This window comes from Sulfurihydrogenibium sp. (assembly GCF_028276765.1).
GTDB lineage: Bacteria > Aquificota > Aquificia > Aquificales > Hydrogenothermaceae > Sulfurihydrogenibium.
On the sequence record NZ_JAPYVU010000035.1, the window covers coordinates 1 to 19,277 of the forward strand.

General features: G+C 32.3%; 21 protein-coding genes, 1 tRNA gene and 1 CRISPR repeat array. Of the genes, 18 read left to right on the forward strand and 4 right to left on the reverse strand.

Annotation, left to right across the window (positions count from 1 at the left end; all coding sequences use genetic code 11):
* Positions 1-332: 332 nt before the first annotated feature.
* The 3 genes from queA to Q0929_RS06440 form a co-directional block, all read right to left on the reverse strand.
* Positions 333-1,343, reverse strand: coding sequence for a tRNA preQ1(34) S-adenosylmethionine ribosyltransferase-isomerase QueA (gene queA / locus Q0929_RS06430; RefSeq protein ID WP_299239004.1), 1,011 nt, complete (start codon positions 1,341-1,343; stop codon positions 333-335).
* Positions 1,343-1,567 carry a DUF2905 domain-containing protein gene (locus Q0929_RS06435; RefSeq protein ID WP_299239006.1) on the reverse strand — a complete coding sequence of 75 codons (225 nt, stop codon included), beginning with the start codon at positions 1,565-1,567 and terminating at the stop codon, positions 1,343-1,345. The genes queA and Q0929_RS06435 overlap by 1 nt, the downstream gene beginning before the upstream one ends.
* A gap of 21 nt (positions 1,568-1,588) precedes the next feature.
* A tRNA-His gene (locus Q0929_RS06440) sits at positions 1,589-1,661 on the reverse strand.
* A gap of 59 nt (positions 1,662-1,720) precedes the next feature.
* Between Q0929_RS06440 and kdsA the strand changes: the two genes are divergently transcribed.
* The 18 genes from kdsA (at position 1,721) to Q0929_RS06530 (ending at position 17,531) form a co-directional block, all read left to right on the forward strand.
* Positions 1,721-2,503, forward strand: a complete 783-nt coding sequence (kdsA, locus tag Q0929_RS06445; RefSeq protein WP_299239008.1) for a 3-deoxy-8-phosphooctulonate synthase — start codon at positions 1,721-1,723, stop codon at positions 2,501-2,503.
* The gene (locus Q0929_RS06450; RefSeq protein ID WP_299239010.1) at positions 2,493-3,584 is read left to right on the forward strand and encodes a hypothetical protein; all 1,092 of its coding nucleotides are present in this window, start codon (positions 2,493-2,495) and stop codon (positions 3,582-3,584) included. The genes kdsA and Q0929_RS06450 overlap by 11 nt, the downstream gene beginning before the upstream one ends.
* Positions 3,581-4,840 carry a 23S rRNA (uracil(1939)-C(5))-methyltransferase RlmD gene (rlmD, locus tag Q0929_RS06455; protein WP_299239012.1) on the forward strand — a complete coding sequence of 420 codons (1,260 nt, stop codon included), beginning with the start codon at positions 3,581-3,583 and terminating at the stop codon, positions 4,838-4,840. Before Q0929_RS06450 ends, rlmD begins: the two co-directional genes overlap by 4 nt.
* A gap of 212 nt (positions 4,841-5,052) precedes the next feature.
* Complete coding sequence (gene ilvB / locus Q0929_RS06460) at positions 5,053-6,801, forward strand: biosynthetic-type acetolactate synthase large subunit (protein WP_299239014.1); 1,749 nt, start codon at positions 5,053-5,055, stop codon at positions 6,799-6,801.
* 3 nt (positions 6,802-6,804) lie between these two features.
* Complete coding sequence (gene ilvN, locus Q0929_RS06465) at positions 6,805-7,368, forward strand: acetolactate synthase small subunit (protein WP_299239016.1); 564 nt, start codon at positions 6,805-6,807, stop codon at positions 7,366-7,368.
* Positions 7,369-7,974, forward strand: a complete 606-nt coding sequence (locus Q0929_RS06470; RefSeq protein ID WP_299239018.1) for a hypothetical protein — start codon at positions 7,369-7,371, stop codon at positions 7,972-7,974.
* Positions 7,975-8,010: 36 nt separating this feature from the next.
* Positions 8,011-9,009 (forward strand): ketol-acid reductoisomerase, encoded by a 999-nt coding sequence (ilvC, locus tag Q0929_RS06475; protein ID WP_299239020.1) that lies wholly within the window; start codon positions 8,011-8,013, stop codon positions 9,007-9,009.
* Positions 9,010-9,029: 20 nt separating this feature from the next.
* Positions 9,030-9,656 (forward strand): CDP-alcohol phosphatidyltransferase family protein, encoded by a 627-nt coding sequence (locus tag Q0929_RS06480; protein ID WP_299239021.1) that lies wholly within the window; start codon positions 9,030-9,032, stop codon positions 9,654-9,656.
* 9 nt (positions 9,657-9,665) lie between these two features.
* Positions 9,666-10,331, forward strand: a complete 666-nt coding sequence (locus tag Q0929_RS06485; protein WP_299239023.1) for a 2,5-diamino-6-(ribosylamino)-4(3H)-pyrimidinone 5'-phosphate reductase — start codon at positions 9,666-9,668, stop codon at positions 10,329-10,331.
* On the forward strand, positions 10,321-10,563 hold the full coding sequence (moaD, locus tag Q0929_RS06490) for a molybdopterin converting factor subunit 1 (protein ID WP_299239025.1): 243 nt from the start codon (positions 10,321-10,323) through the stop codon (positions 10,561-10,563). The genes Q0929_RS06485 and moaD overlap by 11 nt, the downstream gene beginning before the upstream one ends.
* A gap of 16 nt (positions 10,564-10,579) precedes the next feature.
* A complete protein-coding gene (gene gmhB, locus Q0929_RS06495) occupies positions 10,580-11,146 on the forward strand; it encodes a D-glycero-beta-D-manno-heptose 1,7-bisphosphate 7-phosphatase (RefSeq protein WP_299239026.1) in 567 nt (188 codons plus the stop codon).
* Positions 11,147-11,804: 658 nt separating this feature from the next.
* Positions 11,805-13,301: a Do family serine endopeptidase gene (locus Q0929_RS06500; protein ID WP_299239028.1), complete on the forward strand. Its 1,497-nt coding sequence runs from the start codon at positions 11,805-11,807 to the stop codon at positions 13,299-13,301.
* The gene (gene nadD, locus Q0929_RS06505) at positions 13,298-13,921 is read left to right on the forward strand and encodes a nicotinate (nicotinamide) nucleotide adenylyltransferase (protein WP_299239030.1); all 624 of its coding nucleotides are present in this window, start codon (positions 13,298-13,300) and stop codon (positions 13,919-13,921) included. The genes Q0929_RS06500 and nadD overlap by 4 nt, the downstream gene beginning before the upstream one ends.
* 109 nt (positions 13,922-14,030) lie before the next feature.
* Positions 14,031-14,696: a bifunctional nuclease family protein gene (locus tag Q0929_RS06510; protein WP_299239032.1), complete on the forward strand. Its 666-nt coding sequence runs from the start codon at positions 14,031-14,033 to the stop codon at positions 14,694-14,696.
* Positions 14,697-14,713: 17 nt separating this feature from the next.
* Positions 14,714-15,286, forward strand: coding sequence for a macro domain-containing protein (locus Q0929_RS06515; protein ID WP_299239034.1), 573 nt, complete (start codon positions 14,714-14,716; stop codon positions 15,284-15,286).
* Entirely contained in the window at positions 15,267-16,070 is an 804-nt protein-coding gene (locus Q0929_RS06520) for a restriction endonuclease (protein WP_299239036.1), read from the forward strand. The genes Q0929_RS06515 and Q0929_RS06520 overlap by 20 nt, the downstream gene beginning before the upstream one ends.
* Complete coding sequence (locus tag Q0929_RS06525) at positions 16,045-16,689, forward strand: response regulator transcription factor (RefSeq protein WP_299239038.1); 645 nt, start codon at positions 16,045-16,047, stop codon at positions 16,687-16,689. Before Q0929_RS06520 ends, Q0929_RS06525 begins: the two co-directional genes overlap by 26 nt.
* Before the next feature lie 56 nt (positions 16,690-16,745).
* The gene (locus Q0929_RS06530) at positions 16,746-17,531 is read left to right on the forward strand and encodes a sensor histidine kinase (protein WP_299239040.1); all 786 of its coding nucleotides are present in this window, start codon (positions 16,746-16,748) and stop codon (positions 17,529-17,531) included.
* On the opposite strand, the gene rpoZ is transcribed toward Q0929_RS06530, so the two are convergent.
* A complete protein-coding gene (rpoZ, locus tag Q0929_RS06535) occupies positions 17,509-17,724 on the reverse strand; it encodes a DNA-directed RNA polymerase subunit omega (protein ID WP_299226402.1) in 216 nt (71 codons plus the stop codon). The genes Q0929_RS06530 and rpoZ overlap by 23 nt on opposite strands.
* Before the next feature lie 187 nt (positions 17,725-17,911).
* A CRISPR array of direct repeats spans positions 17,912-19,180; the repeat unit is 29 nt; unit sequence CTTTATAACCCACACGGTTCAGATGTAAC.
* Positions 19,181-19,277 lie beyond the last annotated feature (97 nt).

A 19,277-nucleotide genomic window follows, 5' to 3' on the forward strand; every position in this document is an offset into this window, starting at 1 on the left:
ATTTTTAAGTTTTTAGGTATAATTTTATATGATATTACAATTAAATTGTAGAAGTTTTTGGACAATATCAATAATAATATACAAAAAAATTTTCTATATGTCAAGCAGAAATTGAGAGTGTTCTAAAATTCCCGTAAGCTTACCTTTTCTTGTCATCCCGGAGACCGTAAGGCCGAAGGATCTTGTTTTTGATTTTTTGATTTGAAAAGAAAATTATGAGATTCTTCGCTGTAGCTTCAGAATGACAATCAAAAGGTTAATTAGCTTTTAGACTTAGTTAAAATTTTAAAGCATTCTCAACACAAAGTTTTTTATCTATTCACTTGCTCCATTTAAACAATCAGCATAGCATCGCCGTAGCTGAAAAATCTGTATCTTTCTTTTACAGCCTCGTTGTAAGCTCTTAATATAAAATCTCTATCTGCAAATGCAGAGACTAACATTAAAAGGGTTGATTTTGGAAGATGAAAGTTTGTGATGAGCTTGTCAACGATTTTAAACTCATAGGGTGGATATATAAAGATATCTGTAAAACCTTCGGTCTTTCCAAATTTGCCGTAAGTCTCTAATGCTCTAACTACAGTTGTTCCAACAGCTACAACGGATTTTTTATTTTCTTTGGTTTTTTTTATCATCTCTAAGGTTTCTTTTGGAATTGTAAAGTATTCTTCATGCATCTTATGTTTTGTAATATCTTCCGTTTTTACAGGCTTAAACGTTCCAAGTCCAACATGAAGAGTTATGTAAGCAATGTTTACACCTTTTTCTTTTATTTTTTCTAATAACTCTTTTGTAAAATGAAGTCCGGCTGTTGGAGATGCTACCGAACCTTCTTTTTCTGCAAACACTGTTTGATAATAATCTTTATCTTTCTCTTCATCTTGCCTTTCTATATAGGGTGGAAGTGGTACATGTCCATACTTTTCTAAATCGGATTTAATATCTTTACTATGTATTTTTACGATAGCTTTCTCGTCATCTCTATCTAAAAATTCAACATAAAAATCATCTGATATTATTATTTTTTGATTCTTTTTTAGTCTTCTTACGTTTTTTATCAAAGCTTCCCAAATGTTATCTTCAACAGGTCTAAGTAAAAAAACCTCAATGTTTGCGTTTGTTTTTTCTTTTTTACCGATCAATCTCGCAGGAATAACTTTTGTATTATTTAAAACTAAGGTATCTCCCGGCTTTAAGTAATCAATAACATCTCTAAATACTCTATGTTCTATGGTTTTATCTTTTCTGTTTAAAACCATAAGTCTGCAAGAGTCTCTTGGCTGGGCCGGATATTTTGCTATAAGCTCTTTTGGAAGGTGATAGTCAAAATCTGAAAGTTTCATTATTTTGATAATTTAGAGATGAGAGTTAAGATTAGTGTTAGTAAAATACTTAAGATTATAGAAGTTGTTAATGGAAAATAAAAGGTAAAGTTATCTCGTTTGATTAAGATATCTCCGGGTAGTCTACCTAAGCCAAGTGGTAGTTTTTCTATGAATAATAGAAGAATGCCTACTAAGATTATAAAAAAGCCTATAAAAATGAGAGTTTTGCCTATGCTATCCATTTGATGACTTCCTTAAAGTAAGGAGGATGACGGGACTCGAACCCGCGACCCCAAGGGCCACAACCTTGTGCTCTGCCGACTGAGCTACATCCTCCATTAAGAGATATATATTATAATATCTATCATTAAATTTTGCAATAATTGGAGCTTACAATGTTTACAATAATAGCAGGTCCATGTGTAATAGAAAGTAAAGAGATATGTTTTGAAGTTGCCCAAGTTTTAAAATCCCTTCAAGAAAAACATAAAAATGTAAGATTTGTATTTAAATCTTCTTTTGATAAGGCAAACAGAAGTAGCGTAGATTCTTTTAGAGGTAAAGGCTTAGAGTATGGTTTAGCTGTTTTAAAAGATGTAAAAGATACTTTTAACCTTCCGGTGCTGACTGATATTCATGAAAGCTATCAAGCAAAACCTGTGGCGGAGGTGGTAGATATTTTGCAAATTCCTGCATTTTTATGTAGACAGACAGATTTACTGCTTGCGGCGGCAGAAACAGGCAGAGAGATAAATGTAAAAAAAGGACAGTTTTTAGCACCTTGGGATACTAAAAACATTGTTGAAAAGCTTAAATTTGGCGGAGCAACAAAGATTTACCTAACAGAAAGAGGAACAACCTTTGGATATAACAATCTTGTTGTAGATTTTAGAGGCTTGCCAATCATGAGACAGTATGCACCTGTCATTTACGATGCAACCCATAGTGTACAACTTCCGGGAGGACTTGGGAAGGCGTCGGGTGGTCAAAGAGAGTTTGCATATCCACTAGCAAAAGCTGCCATCTCTGTTGGCGTTGATGGATTATTCTTTGAAACCCATCCAGACCCAGACAAAGCCTTGTCAGATGGACCAAATCAAATACCGCTAAAAGAATTTCCCAATATTGTAGAAAATTTATTAAAACTAAGAGAGTTTATTCTTGAAAATGGGATTTAAGTATAAGAATTCTGACAAAATTACTACTTTACCTGTCATTCTGCAGCCGGCGAAGAATCTCATAAATTTAATTCTCGCATTTCATTCTTTAAAAGAGAAGACATTTCACAGGCTACAGGTTAACAAAAAAGCAAGAAATTTGCAGTCTAAAACTTACGAAAAATCTAATTTTTATTTAAACTTCTTGAAAAGTATGTTAAAAATTTTTTTATTTATCCTTCTACTTACAAACTTTTCCTGTGGTGTGAAAGGAAATCCAAAACCACCGCCATCAATCGCACCTAAATCGGTAGAAAACTTAACTATAAAACAGTATGATGGAAGATTTTTAATATACTTTAACTATAATCCACTATATACAGATGACAGGCAAATGAAAGAAGATTTTAAATTTATCATTTATAAAAACTCAAAGAAATTTGACGCAAGTCTTTTTAAAGAAGACAACACTTATTGGTTTTTTGACAGTATAGAAAGCAAAGAAACCTGTTATCAAGTTCAAGTAAGAACAAAACATAAAGAAAGCATATTGTCAAAACCTGTTTGTATAGTTGGAAAAGCTATAAACATAGAAAAACCAAAACCATTATTAATATCCATTGTTGAAGATGGACTAAAATTAACCATCCCAGAAAATGGAACCTTTAACATCTACAAAGTAAAAGATGAATCTGATTTTTATCCAATACCTTACAAAAAAGGATTAAAAGAAAAAGAATTTATAGATACAAACGTTGAGCTTGATAAAAGATATTGCTATTACTATACAATTTTGATTGATGATGTAGAATCAGAAAAATCAGACACAGTTTGCCAAACATTTAAAGATATTTTCCCGCCACTTCCACCCGAAAATGGCAAGTTGATTATAGATAAAAGTGAAGCTACAATAATATTTGAGCCAAGTAAATCTAAGGATGTTGTAGGATACATCTTTTACAAAAATTCTAAAATAATCAACAATACCCCTATCAAAACATACTACTTTATTGATAATGATTATAAACCTGGAGATGTTTATTACGTTGAAGCCGTAGATAAAGCAGGAAATAAAAGCCAAAAATTGGAGATAAAAGAATGAAGTTAAAAATAGATAAGGTTGTTTACGGTGGATACGGATTAGCTAAAGAAAACAATACAGTCTATTTTGTTCCTTACACTTTGCCCGATGAAGAAGTTGAGATAGAAGTAGTAGAAGATAAAAAAGATTATAAGCTTGGTAGATTGGTTGATGTATTAAAACCATCTGAGTATAGAGTAAAACCGGCATGTGAATACTTTACCGCATGCGGTGGATGTGATTTTCAGCACACGACTTACGAAAACCAGCTTTTATTGAAAAAAGAAATTTTAAAAGACCAGCTTCTAAGAATTGGAAAGATTGAAACAGAAATAGAAAAAATAATTCCATCAAAAGAGCCTTTTAGATACAGAAACAGAGCTCAATTAAAATTTGACGGAAAAAATCTTGGCTTTTACAAAAAAGATTCAAACGATTTAGTTAATATAGATTACTGTCTTTTGTTAAAAGAAGATATAGAAAAGCTGCTAAACCCATTAAAAAAATTTCTCATAAAGTATGCAATAACGCCATCCAACATTCATATTTTTTCAAACACAAAAGAAGAAAAGCTGATTAGATTTGAGTTTTTAGATGAAAGTCAGTTTTCAAACATCATCTACGATATGAATATATTCAGAGAAGAGATTGATGAAAAAATCAAAGGAATAGGTTTTTATGCCAAACATAAAAGATACTCCTTGCTTGGTGAGGATGTAGTTTTTGAAAGCATTGGAGATTATAAATTTAGAGTGAGTATGGACAGCTTTTTTCAGGTAAATGTATATCAAATAAAAAATCTGATTGATGAAGTAGCCAGTGAAATTAAAAATGAAGGTTTTAAAAAATTGGTAGATTTTTACTGTGGAGTTGGAACTTTAACAATACCGGCATCAAAGTATGTAAAAGAAGCCCTTGGAATAGAAAGCAATGAGGAAGCTGTAAAAGATGCAAAAGCAAACATAAAACATAACAAATTAAAAAATGTAAAATTTTTAAAAGCCCAAACAGAAAAAGGTTTAAAGTATGCAAAAGACTTTCTGCCTGAAGTAGTAATTTTTGACCCACCCCGTAGCGGCTTAAACAGAAAAATAATAAATAAAATTTCACAAATCCAAACAGTTAGAAAAATTATTTACGTTTCCTGCGACCCGTCAACTTTATCAAGAGACTTGAGACAGTTTATAGAAAATGGATTTAAAATAAAAAAAGTTAAATTAATAGACATGTTCCCCCAAACTTATCATATTGAGAGCATAAGCATATTGGAAAGATAGGGAGAATAGAAAGCGTTCCAAATCTAACTAAGCTTAAAAGCCTTGGGAAGAATCTTCTACCTTTATGCCTCTAAAGTGTTTTTCTGCAGCCGGTGAAGAATCTCCTACTTTTACCCAATTTCTCGCCCGACGTATAAAAATCATACTAATTATTCAAAAAGCTTTATAATATTTATTCAAAGAAGATTTTTTATTAAAAAGGAGTTTTTATCATGACTAAGGAAAAAAGAGGAGCAGATATAGTAGTTGATGTTTTAATAAAAGAAGGCGTAGATACTATTTTTGGTTTACCAGGCGGAGCAATAATGGAAGTTTACGATGCATTATTTGATGCTCCAATTAGAAACATACTGGCAAGACATGAACAGGCTGCATGTCATATGGCTGATGGATATGCAAGAGCAACAGGAAAAGTAGGAGTAGTTATAGCCACATCAGGACCTGGAGCTACAAACCTTGTTACAGGATTGGCTACTGCATACATGGATTCAATTCCACTTGTTGCAATAACAGGTCAGGTTCCAAGACATTATATAGGAACTGATGCATTTCAAGAAGCAGACGTTATAGGCATCACAAGACCAATTACAAAGCATAACTTTTTAGTAACTGATATAAAAGATTTACCCCTTATTTTAAGGCAGGCATTTTATATAGCAAGAACTGGAAGACCCGGACCTGTTTTAGTTGATATTCCAAAAGACATAACTCAACAAAAAACAACGTACAAAATGCCAACAGATGAAGAAGTCAGAGAATCTTTACCGGGATACAACCCACATACAGAAGGAAACCCAATTCAGATAAAAAAAGCTGCAGAACTGATTAGAAAAGCAACAAGACCGGTGTTATACGTTGGCGGTGGTGCCATCCTTTCAGATGCTGCAGAAGAAGTCTATAAATTAGCACACTTAGCCCAAATACCGGTTACTACTACAAATATGGGCAAAGGAGCATTTCCGGAAACTGACCCCCTTGCATTACACATGCTTGGAATGCATGGAACATATTACGCAAATATGGCTGTTTATCATAGCGATTTACTTATAGCTGTAGGAGCAAGGTTTGACGATAGAGTTACAGGAAAGATAAATGAATTTGCACCGGAGGCTAAAATCATCCATATTGATATAGACCCGGCATCTATCAGTAAAACCATAACGGTTGATGTTCCAATCGTTGGTGATGTTAAGAATGTTTTAAGAAAGCTTATTAAAGAGTTAGAAGAAAAACCTATTGAATGGATTAAAGCAAGAGAGCAATGGCTTAAACAGATTAACGAATGGAAAGAAAATCATCCATTAAATTACAGAAAGTCTGATAAAATAATAAAACCCCAAGCGGTAATAGAAGAGATATACAATATAACTAATGGAGAGGCTATCATCTCTGCCGGCGTTGGACAACATCAAATGTGGGCTGCAATGTTTTATAAATATAAATATCCAAGACAATTTTTAAACTCAGGCGGTCTTGGAACAATGGGATTTGGCTTTCCGGCTGCTGTTGGAGCTAAAATAGGAAGACCGGATAAAACGGTATTTGCTATAGAAGGTGATGGTTCATTCATAATGAATGTTCAAGATTTAGCAACCGCTGTTCAGTATAGAGTTCCGGTAAAAATAGCCATAATAAACAATGGATTTCTTGGAATGGTAAGACAGTGGCAACAATTTTTCTACGATAGTAGGTATGCAAGCGTATGTTTATCAGTTCAGCCAGATTTTGTAAAATTGGCAGAAAGCTTTGGTGCTGTTGGTCTTAGAGCAACAAAACCATCAGAGGTAAGGGAAGTATTATTAAAAGCCATGGAAATAAACGATAGACCTGTTCTAATGGATTTTGTGGTTGATAGGGAAGAGAATGTTTTACCAATGGTGCCAGCAGGAAAAAGCTACAGAGAAATGATATTAACACCTAACCAAAAAGGCGAAGCAGAAACTATGTACTTAGTGGGGTAAAAAATGAGCGATATTAAAGTTTTAAAAGTTAGACCAGAGCCAGAAAAAGTAGTAAGAAAACATATCATCACCGTAAAAGTTCAGCATAACTTTGGTGTTTTAGCAAGGATAACCGGACTTTTTGCCGGCAGAGGCTATAATATAGAAAGCTTAACTGTAGGCAGAACCCATGAACCTAACTTTGCAAGAATTACAATAGTAGTAGAAGGCGATGAAAGAGTTATAGAACAGATCATAAAACAACTTAGAAGACTAATAGAAACACTAAAAGTAAAAGATATTACAGATTTGCCACACATAGAGAGAGAGCTTGCATTGATAAAAATATACACCGCTGACGACAGAACAAGAGATGAAATAATGAGGCTTGTCTCAATTTTTAGAGCAAAGGTTGTAGATGTATCAACAGATAGCTACACAGTAGAAATTACAGGAGATAATGAAAAGATAGAAGCTTTTATTAATCTTATCAAACCTTTTGGCATTAGAGAAATGGCAAGAACCGGGACTCTTGCTATGGTTAGAGAGTCGGCTAACATAAAGATGGAGAAAGGAGACAAAGAGTAAATGAAAGCTTTTAATATTTTTTTAACAGTTTTAAGCTTAGCCACTATTTCTTTTGCTCAAGAGATAGGCATAGCTAAAACAAGCGTAGAAAATTTACCAGAAGGCTACGGTGATGTTTTTACAAAATTCTTATCTCAAAATTTAGAATCTTCCGAAGCTGTACAAAAAGGGAAAGATTACATTTTTACAATCTACCCATCTATAAGCTGGGAAGGAAAAGCTTACAATGTATGTTTTAAAACATATAAAGTAAACAGTCTTTACTCCTCTCAATGTATAACTGTCAATTATGCAGAAGATATATACGATAGACTTAAAACTTTGTCTAATTCAGAATTCTTTAGATTAAAAAATCTAAAACAGCAGCAGATTTCTGTTAAAGTAAAATTAGATAAACCTATAAATTATGATAAAGTTAAAATTGTATCCTTAAGAGGCGACAACTTAACAAGGTATGTTTCTGTAGTGAAAAACGGAAAAAGTGATTTAGACTTAGGAAATGCTTCTTTAAACTTAAATATTGTGATTTTATCAGAAGAAGGATCTGAAAAACTCTTTAAAAGCTTATTAGAAAATAAAAAAGTTGAATTTTTAGTGTCTGAATAACGTATAATATACAGAAAAAATTTATAGGAGGAAGAAATGGCAAATATTTATTACGATGAAGATGTATCTTTAGACTATCTAAAAGATAAAACGGTTGCAATCATAGGATACGGTAGTCAAGGACATGCCCATGCATTAAATTTAAGAGATAGTGGAATAAAAGTTATAATCGGTCTATTGGCTGGTAGCAGGTCGATTGAGAAGGCAAAAGCAGAAGGATTTGAAGTTTACTCACCGGATGAGGCTGCGAAAAAAGCAGATGTAATTATGATTCTTACACCGGATTCGGTTCAACCAACATTATATCAATCGGCTATCTTACCAAACCTTGACGAAGGTAATGCGCTTGCCTTTGCACATGGATTTAACATACACTTTGGACAAATAGTTCCCCCATCTTATATAGATGTATTTTTAGTTGCACCAAAAGGACCGGGTCATTTAGTAAGATGGATGTATGAAGAAGGAAAAGGTGTTCCAGCATTGTTTGCAGTTTACCAAGACTTTACAGGAAAAGCAAGAGAAATCGCAATGGCTTATGCAAAAGGAATTGGAGCAACAAGAGCAGGATTGATTGAGACAACCTTTAAAGAGGAAACAGAAACAGACCTGTTCGGAGAGCAGGCAGTTTTATGCGGTGGAGTTACAGCTTTAATAAAGGCAGGCTTTGAAACCTTGGTAGAGGCTGGATATCAACCGGAGGTTGCATATTTTGAATGTTTACATGAATTAAAACTTATTGTTGATTTAATATATCAATATGGAATCTCCGGAATGAGATACTCTATTTCTGATACAGCAAGATATGGTGATGTTACAAGAGGAAAGAGAGTTTACGAAGCTGTAAAACCACTTTACAAGAAAATACTTGAAGAAATTCAAGAAGGTGAATTTGCTAAGGAATGGATCTTAGAAAACGTGGCTAACAGACCACACTTTAACGCACTTGTTAAAAAAGATGAAGAGCATCCAGTAGAAAAAGCAGGAAAAGAGTTAAGAAAAATGATGCCTTGGCTTGGCGGAAGAGGTTTATAAAAATTAACAGGATTTAAGAAATGAACTTAACATCAAAAAGAAAGCATTTAAAAAAAGTATATGAACCGGTTGGAGTCCTCCTTGCAAGGAGGACCAAAATCACACCAAACATTATAACCATAATATCTGTTATCATCGGAGTTTTTGCCGCAATTTCTTTCTTTAAAGAAAAGCCACTTCTTGGTGCAACACTACTATTTATAAGCGGATTTTTTGACCTTTTGGACGGCGTCGTTGCAAGAGAAAGAGAAAAAGCATCTAAGTTTGGTGCAGTATTTGACTGGCTTGCTGACAAATTTGTAGATGGTTTTTTACTATTTTTTATTGGCATTACATACTCAACACCATACTTAACAGCAATAGCAATAACAGCAAATATGCTCCACACATTCATAAAACCCGTTGCATACGCAGAAATTGGCTTTTCTAACAGAACAAAAGGAAAGATAGATGACCCATTAGAAGGCGTAGGATTTTTTGGAAGACCGGAGACATTGCTTACAATAATAGTTTTTTCTATATTTGAACATTTTAAAATCTTTGGTGGTCTTGAGTTTGGATTTGTGGTAATAACAGCATTAACTACTCTTTCTTTATTACAAAGGATAGTATACTTATATATCAAGTACAACAAAGACTACGACTAAGAGGAAATCATGAAAAGACCTTATGTAATAATTGTATCTGAAGTTACGGTAGATGGTAAGCTGACACTTAGTAAAGGTGTTTCTTCAAAAGAAATCATGAAATTTATGGATGAAGAAGCCAATAGATACCTTCACGAAACACGGGCAAAAGTTGATGGCATAATGGTAGGAGCAGAAACTATCAGAACAGATAATCCATATCTTACAGTAAGGTACGTATCAGGAAAAAATCCAACAAGAATAATACCAACATCAACTGCAGATATCCCGCCAGATGCAAACATTCTCAAAAAAGATTCTCCAACTATCATTGTAACAACAGAAAAAGCACCAGAAGATAGAGTAAAAGCATTATCTGAAAAAGTTGAAGTAATTATAGCCGGAAAAGAAGAAGTAGATTTATTCAAAATGATGGATATTTTATACAATAGAGGAATCCGTAATTTAATGGTGGAAGGTGGGTCTACTTTAAACTGGAACCTAATAAAAAATGGTTTAGTAGATGAAATAAGAATCATTCATATGCCTTTTATAGTAGGTGGAACAGATACTCCTACATTGGTCGGTGGTGAAGGATTTAAATCCTTAGAAGAAGTTGTAAAACTTAAACTTAGAGCACATTTTATGAGAGGGTCTCATCTTATCACAGAGTGGGAAGTTAAGTATGAAGGTTAAGGTTTTGTATTTTTCACAAGTAAAAGATAAAGTTGGAAAAAACGAAGAAGAAGTAGAATTTGAAGGGAAAACGCTAAAAGATTTGGTTGATGTGTTAGTCAATAAATATCCAAATATTGAAGATATTTTAAAAAGGTGTATGTTTGCTGTAAATGAAAGTTATGAAACTATGGACTATAATTTACAAGATAACGACATAATTGCAATCATCCCACCTGTGAGCGGTGGATAAAATTAAGGGTTTGTAAATGAAAGCAGTATTTTTAGATAGAGATGGAGTTATAAACGTTGACAAAGGGTATGTTCATAGAATTGAAGATTTTGAGTTTTATCCAAATGTTTTTAAAGCTTTAAAAAAACTTCAAGATGCAGGATATAAGCTTTTTATCGTTACAAATCAATCTGGAATAGCTGTAGGCTACTACACAGAAGAGGATTTTTTAAAACTTACTGAATTTATGTTAAAAGAGTTTGAAAAGGAAGGAATAAAAATAGAAAAGGTTTATTATTGTCCACATCATGAAGATGGTATAGTTGAAAAATACGCTATTAAATGTGATTGTAGAAAGCCGGAAAGTGGAATGATAAGAAAAGCTATCCAAGAATTTGGTGTCGACCCTACAAAGTCTTTTTTAATAGGTGATAAAGAGAATGATATATTAGCTGCACATAAAGAAGCTGTAAAAGCAGCTCTTGTAAAAACAGGACAAGGTATGAAATATATAGATACAACCACGGCTGATTACGTTGGTGAAGATATCTTGGATGTTGTTGATAATTTTATTTTAAAGACAGATGAGAGAGTGAAAGAGTAAACTGTTATAATTAAACACCTTGGGTGAGAAATTACCTCCATAGTCTACTTTTTCTAAAAAAGCTACAACCAATAGCATATGCATATAAGATAAGCAACAAAAGTTTTAATCTTTCTCCATCTACTTGTAAGGTTGAAATTCTTTGTTTGAGAATTTACTGCTTCAATAATCATTCAAAAATCTAAACCATTTACTCATTTTATGGCTTATTCTTAACGACCTTACCTAGTGATAGCTTGCTGGATGAAACCATATATCATAAACCATACCATCTTCATCACAAACCACCATAACCAAAAGTCCATAGTAAATACTTTCGTCATAATAATAGTGATTCTTCTTCTTTCTGATTTTGATTTTCTAAACAGATGCCAAGATTGAATAGAAGGACAAATTAGAAATCTGGCAAATGTAAGAACTATTAGATATCAAAGATTTTTTGAAATAGTGTAAAATAAAGATTAGAGTTTTGCATTTTTACTTCCTTCGTAGAATTTTTGCTATTACAATTTTAACTACCACCAAGGAGTTTTTTAGATGTTTTATTTATATTTGAATTTTTCACCCGAGGTATAGTTTACAAAACATTTAAGCATTGTTAACATTAATTAGAGGTTTTAGATTTATAATAATTAATAACTATTATTGAGAGGACTTTATGAATATAAAAGCGGAGGTTATAAAAATTATGAAAAAGGTAGTTTTACCAATTGCTTTAATTTTAGCAGTTGCTTATGTTGTTTTTGCTCAGCTTGGAAAACAGCAAGAAGGTTATAATCAAAGTATAAAAGGTCAAACTTTATCACTTCCAAATCTTGAAGCTATAGAAAACGAAAGGATAAAGCTTATTGAAATGGTTTCTCCGGGTGTTGCAACCGTGTTTACTACTCAAGAAGTGACAATTCCTAATCCTTTTAGCGATATTCCTTTTGGTGATTTTTTTGGCATTCCAAACACACCAGAATTTAAACAAAAAAGACAAGGTCTTGGCTCTGCTTTTATTGTAGATGTAGATTATAATAAAAAAGTTGTGTATCTTCTAACAAACAATCATGTGATAGAAAATGCAAAAGATATTCAAGTTGCTTTTAAAAACAAAGTAGTACTGAAAGGAAGAGTTGTAGGTGGTGATAAACTAAGCGATGTTGCATTAATAGAAGTTCCATTTAAAAAAGGAATAGAAGATTTTGCATCTAAGCATGCTTTAAGACTTGGAGATTCTGACCAGCTAAAAGTAGGTGCAACAGTTATTGCAATCGGAAGTCCTCTTGGACTTTCAGATACGGTTACAATAGGAATTGTATCAGCTAAAAACAGACGTATAGAAGATAGACCGGGAGAGGGATTTATTCAAACAGATGCAGCAATTAATCCAGGAAACTCCGGCGGTCCACTGATCAACATCAAAGGTGAAGTTGTAGGAATCAATACTGCTATAATTGCCGGAGCACAAGGTCTTGGCTTTGCAATTCCAATAAATCAAGCAAAATGGGTTATGGATCAAATATTAAAATACGGAAAAGTAAAAAGAAGTAAGATTGGTGTAATCGTTCAACCTTTAACTCCGGACCTTGCCGAACACTTTGGAGTAAACGAAGGAGTACTTGTTTCTAATGTACAACCAGGAGGACCGGCAGACAAAGCAGGCATTAGAGCAGGAGATATTATAGTAGAAGTAAATGGGAAAAAAATTTCTGAAGTTCAAGATTTACAAAATCAGATAATGAAAAACCCACCGGGAACAAAAATTAATCTAAAAGTTATAAGAAATGGCAAAGAACTAACATTTACAGTAATTACCGTTCCATTAGAAGGTGGCGATGTACAAGAGCAAACAACCGACGAAGGTTCATCAACAATAGAAAACAGTATAGGATTGATAGTAAAAGATTTATCGCCAGGACTGATACAAAAATATGGATTACCTAAGGTGGCTAATGGAGTTTTAGTATACGGCGTTAAAGAAGGCAGTGCTGCGGAAGAGGCAGGTTTACAAGCCGGAGATATAATCCTTTCTGTGAATAATATTCCTGTAAAATCTGCTTCTGAATTTTGGTCTTTAATATCAAAAGCTAAAAAAGAAGGAAAAGATAACGTTCTTCTTTATGTACAAAAAGGAGATAATAGAATATATCTAACATTACCTTTAAGATGATCGCGCTATTTGGCGGAAGTTTTGACCCAGTTCACCTGGGTCATCTTCGTATTGCTGAAGATATAAGGGAATATTACAATTTTTCTAAAATTATTTTCATTCCAGCATATCATTCTCCATTAAAAGAATATCATTTTTCAAGCCCAGAAGACAGACTCAGGATGTTAGATTTATCCATAAGAAATAATCCTTTTTTTGAAACCTCAGATTTTGAAATAAACAAAAAAGAAAAATCTTATACCATTGACACTATTAAATACTTTAAAGAAAAACTTGGTTATAATCCATTTTTTATAGTAGGTTCTGATGCTTTTTTGACTTTAGATAAATGGAAAGAACCTATTAACCTATTAGAAAACACAAACTTTATTGTTGTAAGTAGAGATAATACAGATTTTGAAAAAATAAAGGAATTTTTACTTGTAAAATTTTCGTATAACAGATTATGTGAAGATAATAACTTAAACTTAAGCGAAACAAAAGTTTATTTTTTTAAATCAAGACAATTAGAAATTTCATCAACAGAAATTAGAAATAGAGTAAAAGCCGGTGAATCTATTAAATACTTAGTATTGCCAGAAGTTGAAGAGTATATTTATGTAAGACGATTGTATAGATAGAGGTTATTTAGGTCGTGTAAAATTGCTTACAAAATTTTTGTAAACTTGCCTTTCCGTGTTATCCTCAAGTTATAGAACAAAAATTTTTTACCGGCTGCAAGATGATAATTTGTTTTTACAAACAGTCCTATCTCCACTTGCAAAAATTCAAAATTTTAGTATATTAATGACAGATAGTTTTATAATAGAGGTGATAGATATGGTAAAAGTTATCGTAAAATCAATAGCGATAGATTCATTGACAGGAAGTCCAATAGTACTTTTAGCTAATGAGGAAAATCAAAACGATGTATATCCAATATGGATAGGAGTAGCCGAGGCAGAAGGTATAGTCATAAACCAAAGTGGGTTTATTCCACCCAGACCTTTGACTTATGATTTATTTAAAAACGTCATAGAGGCTCTTGATGGAAAAGTAAAGGAAGTAAGAATTATTGATATGGTAAATAATGCATACATTGCAAACATAGTAATTCAGCAAGGAGATAGAGAGATAATCATAGATTCAAGACCAAGCGATGCAATTAATTTAGCTTTAAGATTTAATAGCCCAATTTATCTAAATGACCAGGTTGTCAAAAAAATAAGTTTAGAGGAATTGAAGGCTCAAGAAAAAGATGAAGAAATAAAAACAGTCGAAGACCTTGAAAGACAAACAGAAGCTCCAAAATTAGACTTAGAAAAAACAGAAGAAATTGGTATAAAAGATGAAGATTTAGAAAAGTTTAGAGAGATGCTTGAAAACATAAAACCTGAGGATTTTTTAACTAAGTAAATGATAAAATATATTATGTGGAAGTCAAAATTGGAAGTACGAAGCTTATTTTAACAATAGGTGATATAACAGAAAGTGAAACAGAAAGTATAGTCAATGCAGCAAATTCTGCTTGTATGGGTGGCGCCGGTGTAGATGGTGCCATCCATTCAAAAGGTGGTCCTCAAATACTTCAAGAATGTATTAAAATTAGAAAAACCCTATACCCGGATGGTCTTCCTCCGGGAGAAGCGGTAATAACAACAGGTGGAAATTTAAAAGCCAAGTATGTTATTCACACAGTAGGTCCAATATGTAACGGTCCTATGACGAAGCTCCAAAAACAAATCCTAAAAAATGCTTATCAAAATAGTCTCAAATTAGCTTTAGAAAAAAATATAAAATCTATATCTTTCCCATCCATTAGCGCTGGTGCATACCGATGTGATGTTAAAGAGGCATCAAAAATAGCACTCAAAGCGGTGATAGATTTTTTAAAACAAAACCCAAATAAATTAGATTTGGTGGCTTTTGTCCTGTTTACTCCAGAAATTTATCAGGTTTATAAAACATCCCTTGAGGAAATCCTTAATGCAAATTTCAATAATTGATTTTATTCTTATATCTGTAATCGCTTTAATAGTGATGCTGTATGCTTATTATAGGTATAGAGAAGAAAAACAAAAAGAAGAAAAATTATTAATTCCAAAACTTAAATCCTATAAAGAGAAATTTTTAGAAGAGAAAGAAAACTTTATAAAAAGGTCTCAAGAACTTAAAGATAAAATGGAAGAAGTCAAAAGAGAAATAGAAAATTTAAAAAACAAATACCAAGAATACCCATGGACAGAATCTCAAATCAAGTATCTAAAAACCATGAAAGGCTCAGAATTTGAATATTATTTAACCACAGCTTTCCAAATGCTTGGTTTTATTACAATAGACTTACCTTATTATAAAGACCATAACCTTGACTTAATTATAAAGTATGAAGATGGCAACAAAACAGAATACATAGCTGTTGATTTTTTAGATTATACGGAAATAAAAAAGTTAAATGAAAAATATATAGAAGATTTACTTCAAGGCAAAGAAAAATATAAATGCGACAAACTTTTGATAATAACAAATGGTTATTTAGGCGATAATATAAAAAAATTTTTAATAGAAAATGACATTAACTTCTTTGAGATTGACCAGATTGAAAGATTTATTCCATCTCTAAATTTCTTTTATAGATACGAAGAATTAAAGGGAAGTTTTCATAATTACGAAATATTACATAAAGAAGCTTTCGATGAAGTTATAAGAAGGGAACATTGGCTTTCAGAGGTAGAAGAACAATTAATAAAAGCGTTGGAAAAGAAAAATGAGAGTACTTATAATAGAGGATGATTTACTACTTGGAGAAAGTCTTAAAGAATATCTTGAAAATAACGGTATAGAATGTGTATGGATAAATAATGAAAGAAAATTAGAAGAGGCTTTAAGCCTTTCAGAATTTGATGTAATCGTTCTTGATTTAATGCTCAGGTATTCAAAAGGTGAGGATCTACTAAGAAACCTTAGAGATAAAAATGTAAAAACTCCAATTTTAATAATGACAGCCAAAAACTCTATTAAGGATAAAGAGACATGTTTTAACTTAGGTGCTGATGATTACATAGTAAAACCTTTTGACCCAAAAGAACTATTACTAAGAATAAAAGCTTTAAGCAAAAGAGTTCGCCTTCCGGAAAAGATAAAGATAGGAGATGTTGAGATAGATTTAGAAAATCAAATTGTTTTGAAAGATGGAAAAGAAGTAAAACTAACCAAAACAGCATGGACTTTGCTGTATTATCTTATAAAAAATAGAGGAAAAGTTGTAAGCAATGAAAACATTTTAAACTACGTTTGGCATGATAAGGCTGTAGGAGATGAAGTAATAAGAGCTTACATAAAAGAACTTAGGAAGATTCTTCCTGAAGGAAGCATTGAGACATTTAAAGGAAGAGGATATAAATTAAATTGAAGCTTGAAACGAAAGTATTCATTCTCATATCTCTTGTTTTTATAATAAGCCTTTCTATGATTAATTTTATTAATCTTTACTATATTAATGACTTAATAGAAAAATATCAGCAGCTCCAGGATATCTTAAAGCAGCAAAGTCAGCTCCCTGCAATATTTCAAGATAACCTTAATTCTTACAAAAATGAATATAGTAAGATGGTAATACTTTGGGAAACTTTTTTAGTTTTTGGTTCTATAATTTCAATTTATTATCTAACATCTATATACTTAAAAAAAGAAGAGAGATATAAACAATTTCTACAACTTATGATTTTATCCATCAGTCATAAGCTTGGAAATAAGATTTCAAGTCTTAACATTAATTTAGAATTGATAAAATCAATCTGTAATAATCAAGCTGTCAATAGATTAGAAAAATCTTTAACTTCTCTAAATGAAGACTTAAAAACTCTTTTAAATACATTCAAAAAACTTCAATTTGAAAGAAGAGAAGAAGAAAAATTTGGAGTTGACGAATTAGTTTTAAAGCTTCTTGAAGAGTTTAAACCTTCTGAGAAAAAGGTTTTTTTAAAATTAAAGCCTTTGAAAAGTTTTAAGAATAGGTCCGACATAGAGGCTATTATTCAAATAATATTAGAAAATGCATTTAAATATTCAGAAAATAAAGTATATATAAAGATTTACAAATCAAACTTAATAATCAAAAACGATATTAAAAACGAAATAGAAAGCGGAAGTGGATTAGGTTTACTTATAGTTGAAGAGCTATCAAAATTAAATAACTTTAAAGTCATAAAAAGAGTAAAAGGGAAATATTTTACTGTTTGTCTTGCTTTTTAATTATAGAAGCTTCTCCTTTAGCTATTTTATCAATTGCAATAACGGTTTTTTTAAGTGGAATTCCTTCTTCAGTGATGTATGTTTCAAGACCTGTTTCATATAATTCTATTGCAAGTTTAGATGCTGCATGAACTAACTCGTATCTGCTTTTTACTTTTTTTAACGCTTCCTCTATTAAAGGTCTTCTGTTCATTCTGTACCTCCTATTGTTATAAAAGATATATTATACCATAATAAGTTTGACTATCATCTACTTATCTCTTTTAAATAAGGAAGCTCTTCGGACCAAAGTCTATATTTTTTGTATAAATCTTTAATTTTCTATCTCAAAACATCCTAATTATTTAATATAAATCAAGAACAAGGAAGTCAGTTAAAAACAAACTAACTCTCACGGTTCAGATGGAATCTGGGATAGTATGTGGTTGTATCGGATAGAGAAATCTTTATAACCCACACGGTTCAGATGTAACTAGAAAAGAAGTTAGAGCATCAAGTAGGGTTGAGATTCTTTATAACCCACACGGTTCAGATGTAACTTCTCTCGAAAGCTTTCCAAATTACAACAGCAAACACTTTATAACCCACACGGTTCAGATGTAACATTTTAGTTGCTGAAAATGCTCAGCATATAAAAGCATCTTTATAACCCACACGGTTCAGATGTAACAATCTGTTATTTGTCAATAGAGAAAAAGAATCAATACTTTATAACCCACACGGTTCAGATGTAACCTGCTTCAGAAGAACTTGAAGAAGAAGACATCGAAATCTTTATAACCCACACGGTTCAGATGTAACGAGGACTACTTCTGGAATACTTATCTGGAAATTCCTCTTTATAACCCACACGGTTCAGATGTAACGGACTCAGATCAAATTAAGCCCCAATGACAGACTATCTTTATAACCCACACGGTTCAGATGTAACAAAAATGAAATATACAGAGTCTGTCTGCTTAAACTCCTTTATAACCCACACGGTTCAGATGTAACTTGTTAAATCGGTTTCAAATCTAAATCTACTTGAAGCCTTTATAACCCACACGGTTCAGATGTAACTCAGATGCAGCCAGAAGTAAAAGTGCTTTCTTTACTTCCTTTATAACCCACACGGTTCAGATGTAACTTTAGATGCAAGCTTTAAACAAGCGATGATTTCACACTTTATAACCCACACGGTTCAGATGTAACAACCTAAATCCTCTTATTTTTACAGGTTCATTATCCTTTATAACCCACACGGTTCAGATGTAACAAAGGCGTGGAACGCACCTTTTCGCATTTGTTTAACTTTCTAACCCACACGGTTCAGATGTAACAAAGAGGAAAGAATTGGGTATTTGTTCGAAATTTTCACTTTATAACCCACACGGTTCAGATGTAACTCTCTTCCGGCCTTTTTGGCTGTTAAACTTGCCAATCTTTATAACCCACACGGTTCAGATGTAACAAGTAAAAATTCGTTGGCATAGAAACGGCAAACTTTTCTTTATAACCCACACGGTTCAGATGTAACTATTAAGTTCCCTATCAGAAATTGTGATATTAAAATCTTTATAACCCACACGGTTCAGATGTAACCGCTTATGATGTATTCCTACCAATAGAAAAGATAAACTTTATAACCCACACGGTTCAGATGTAACCCGTTAAATTTTAACTCAACAATCATATCGCGAAGACCTTATTCAATTGTCAATGTGTAAAACATTATACCAAATTTTTAAGAAATCGGCAAGTTGA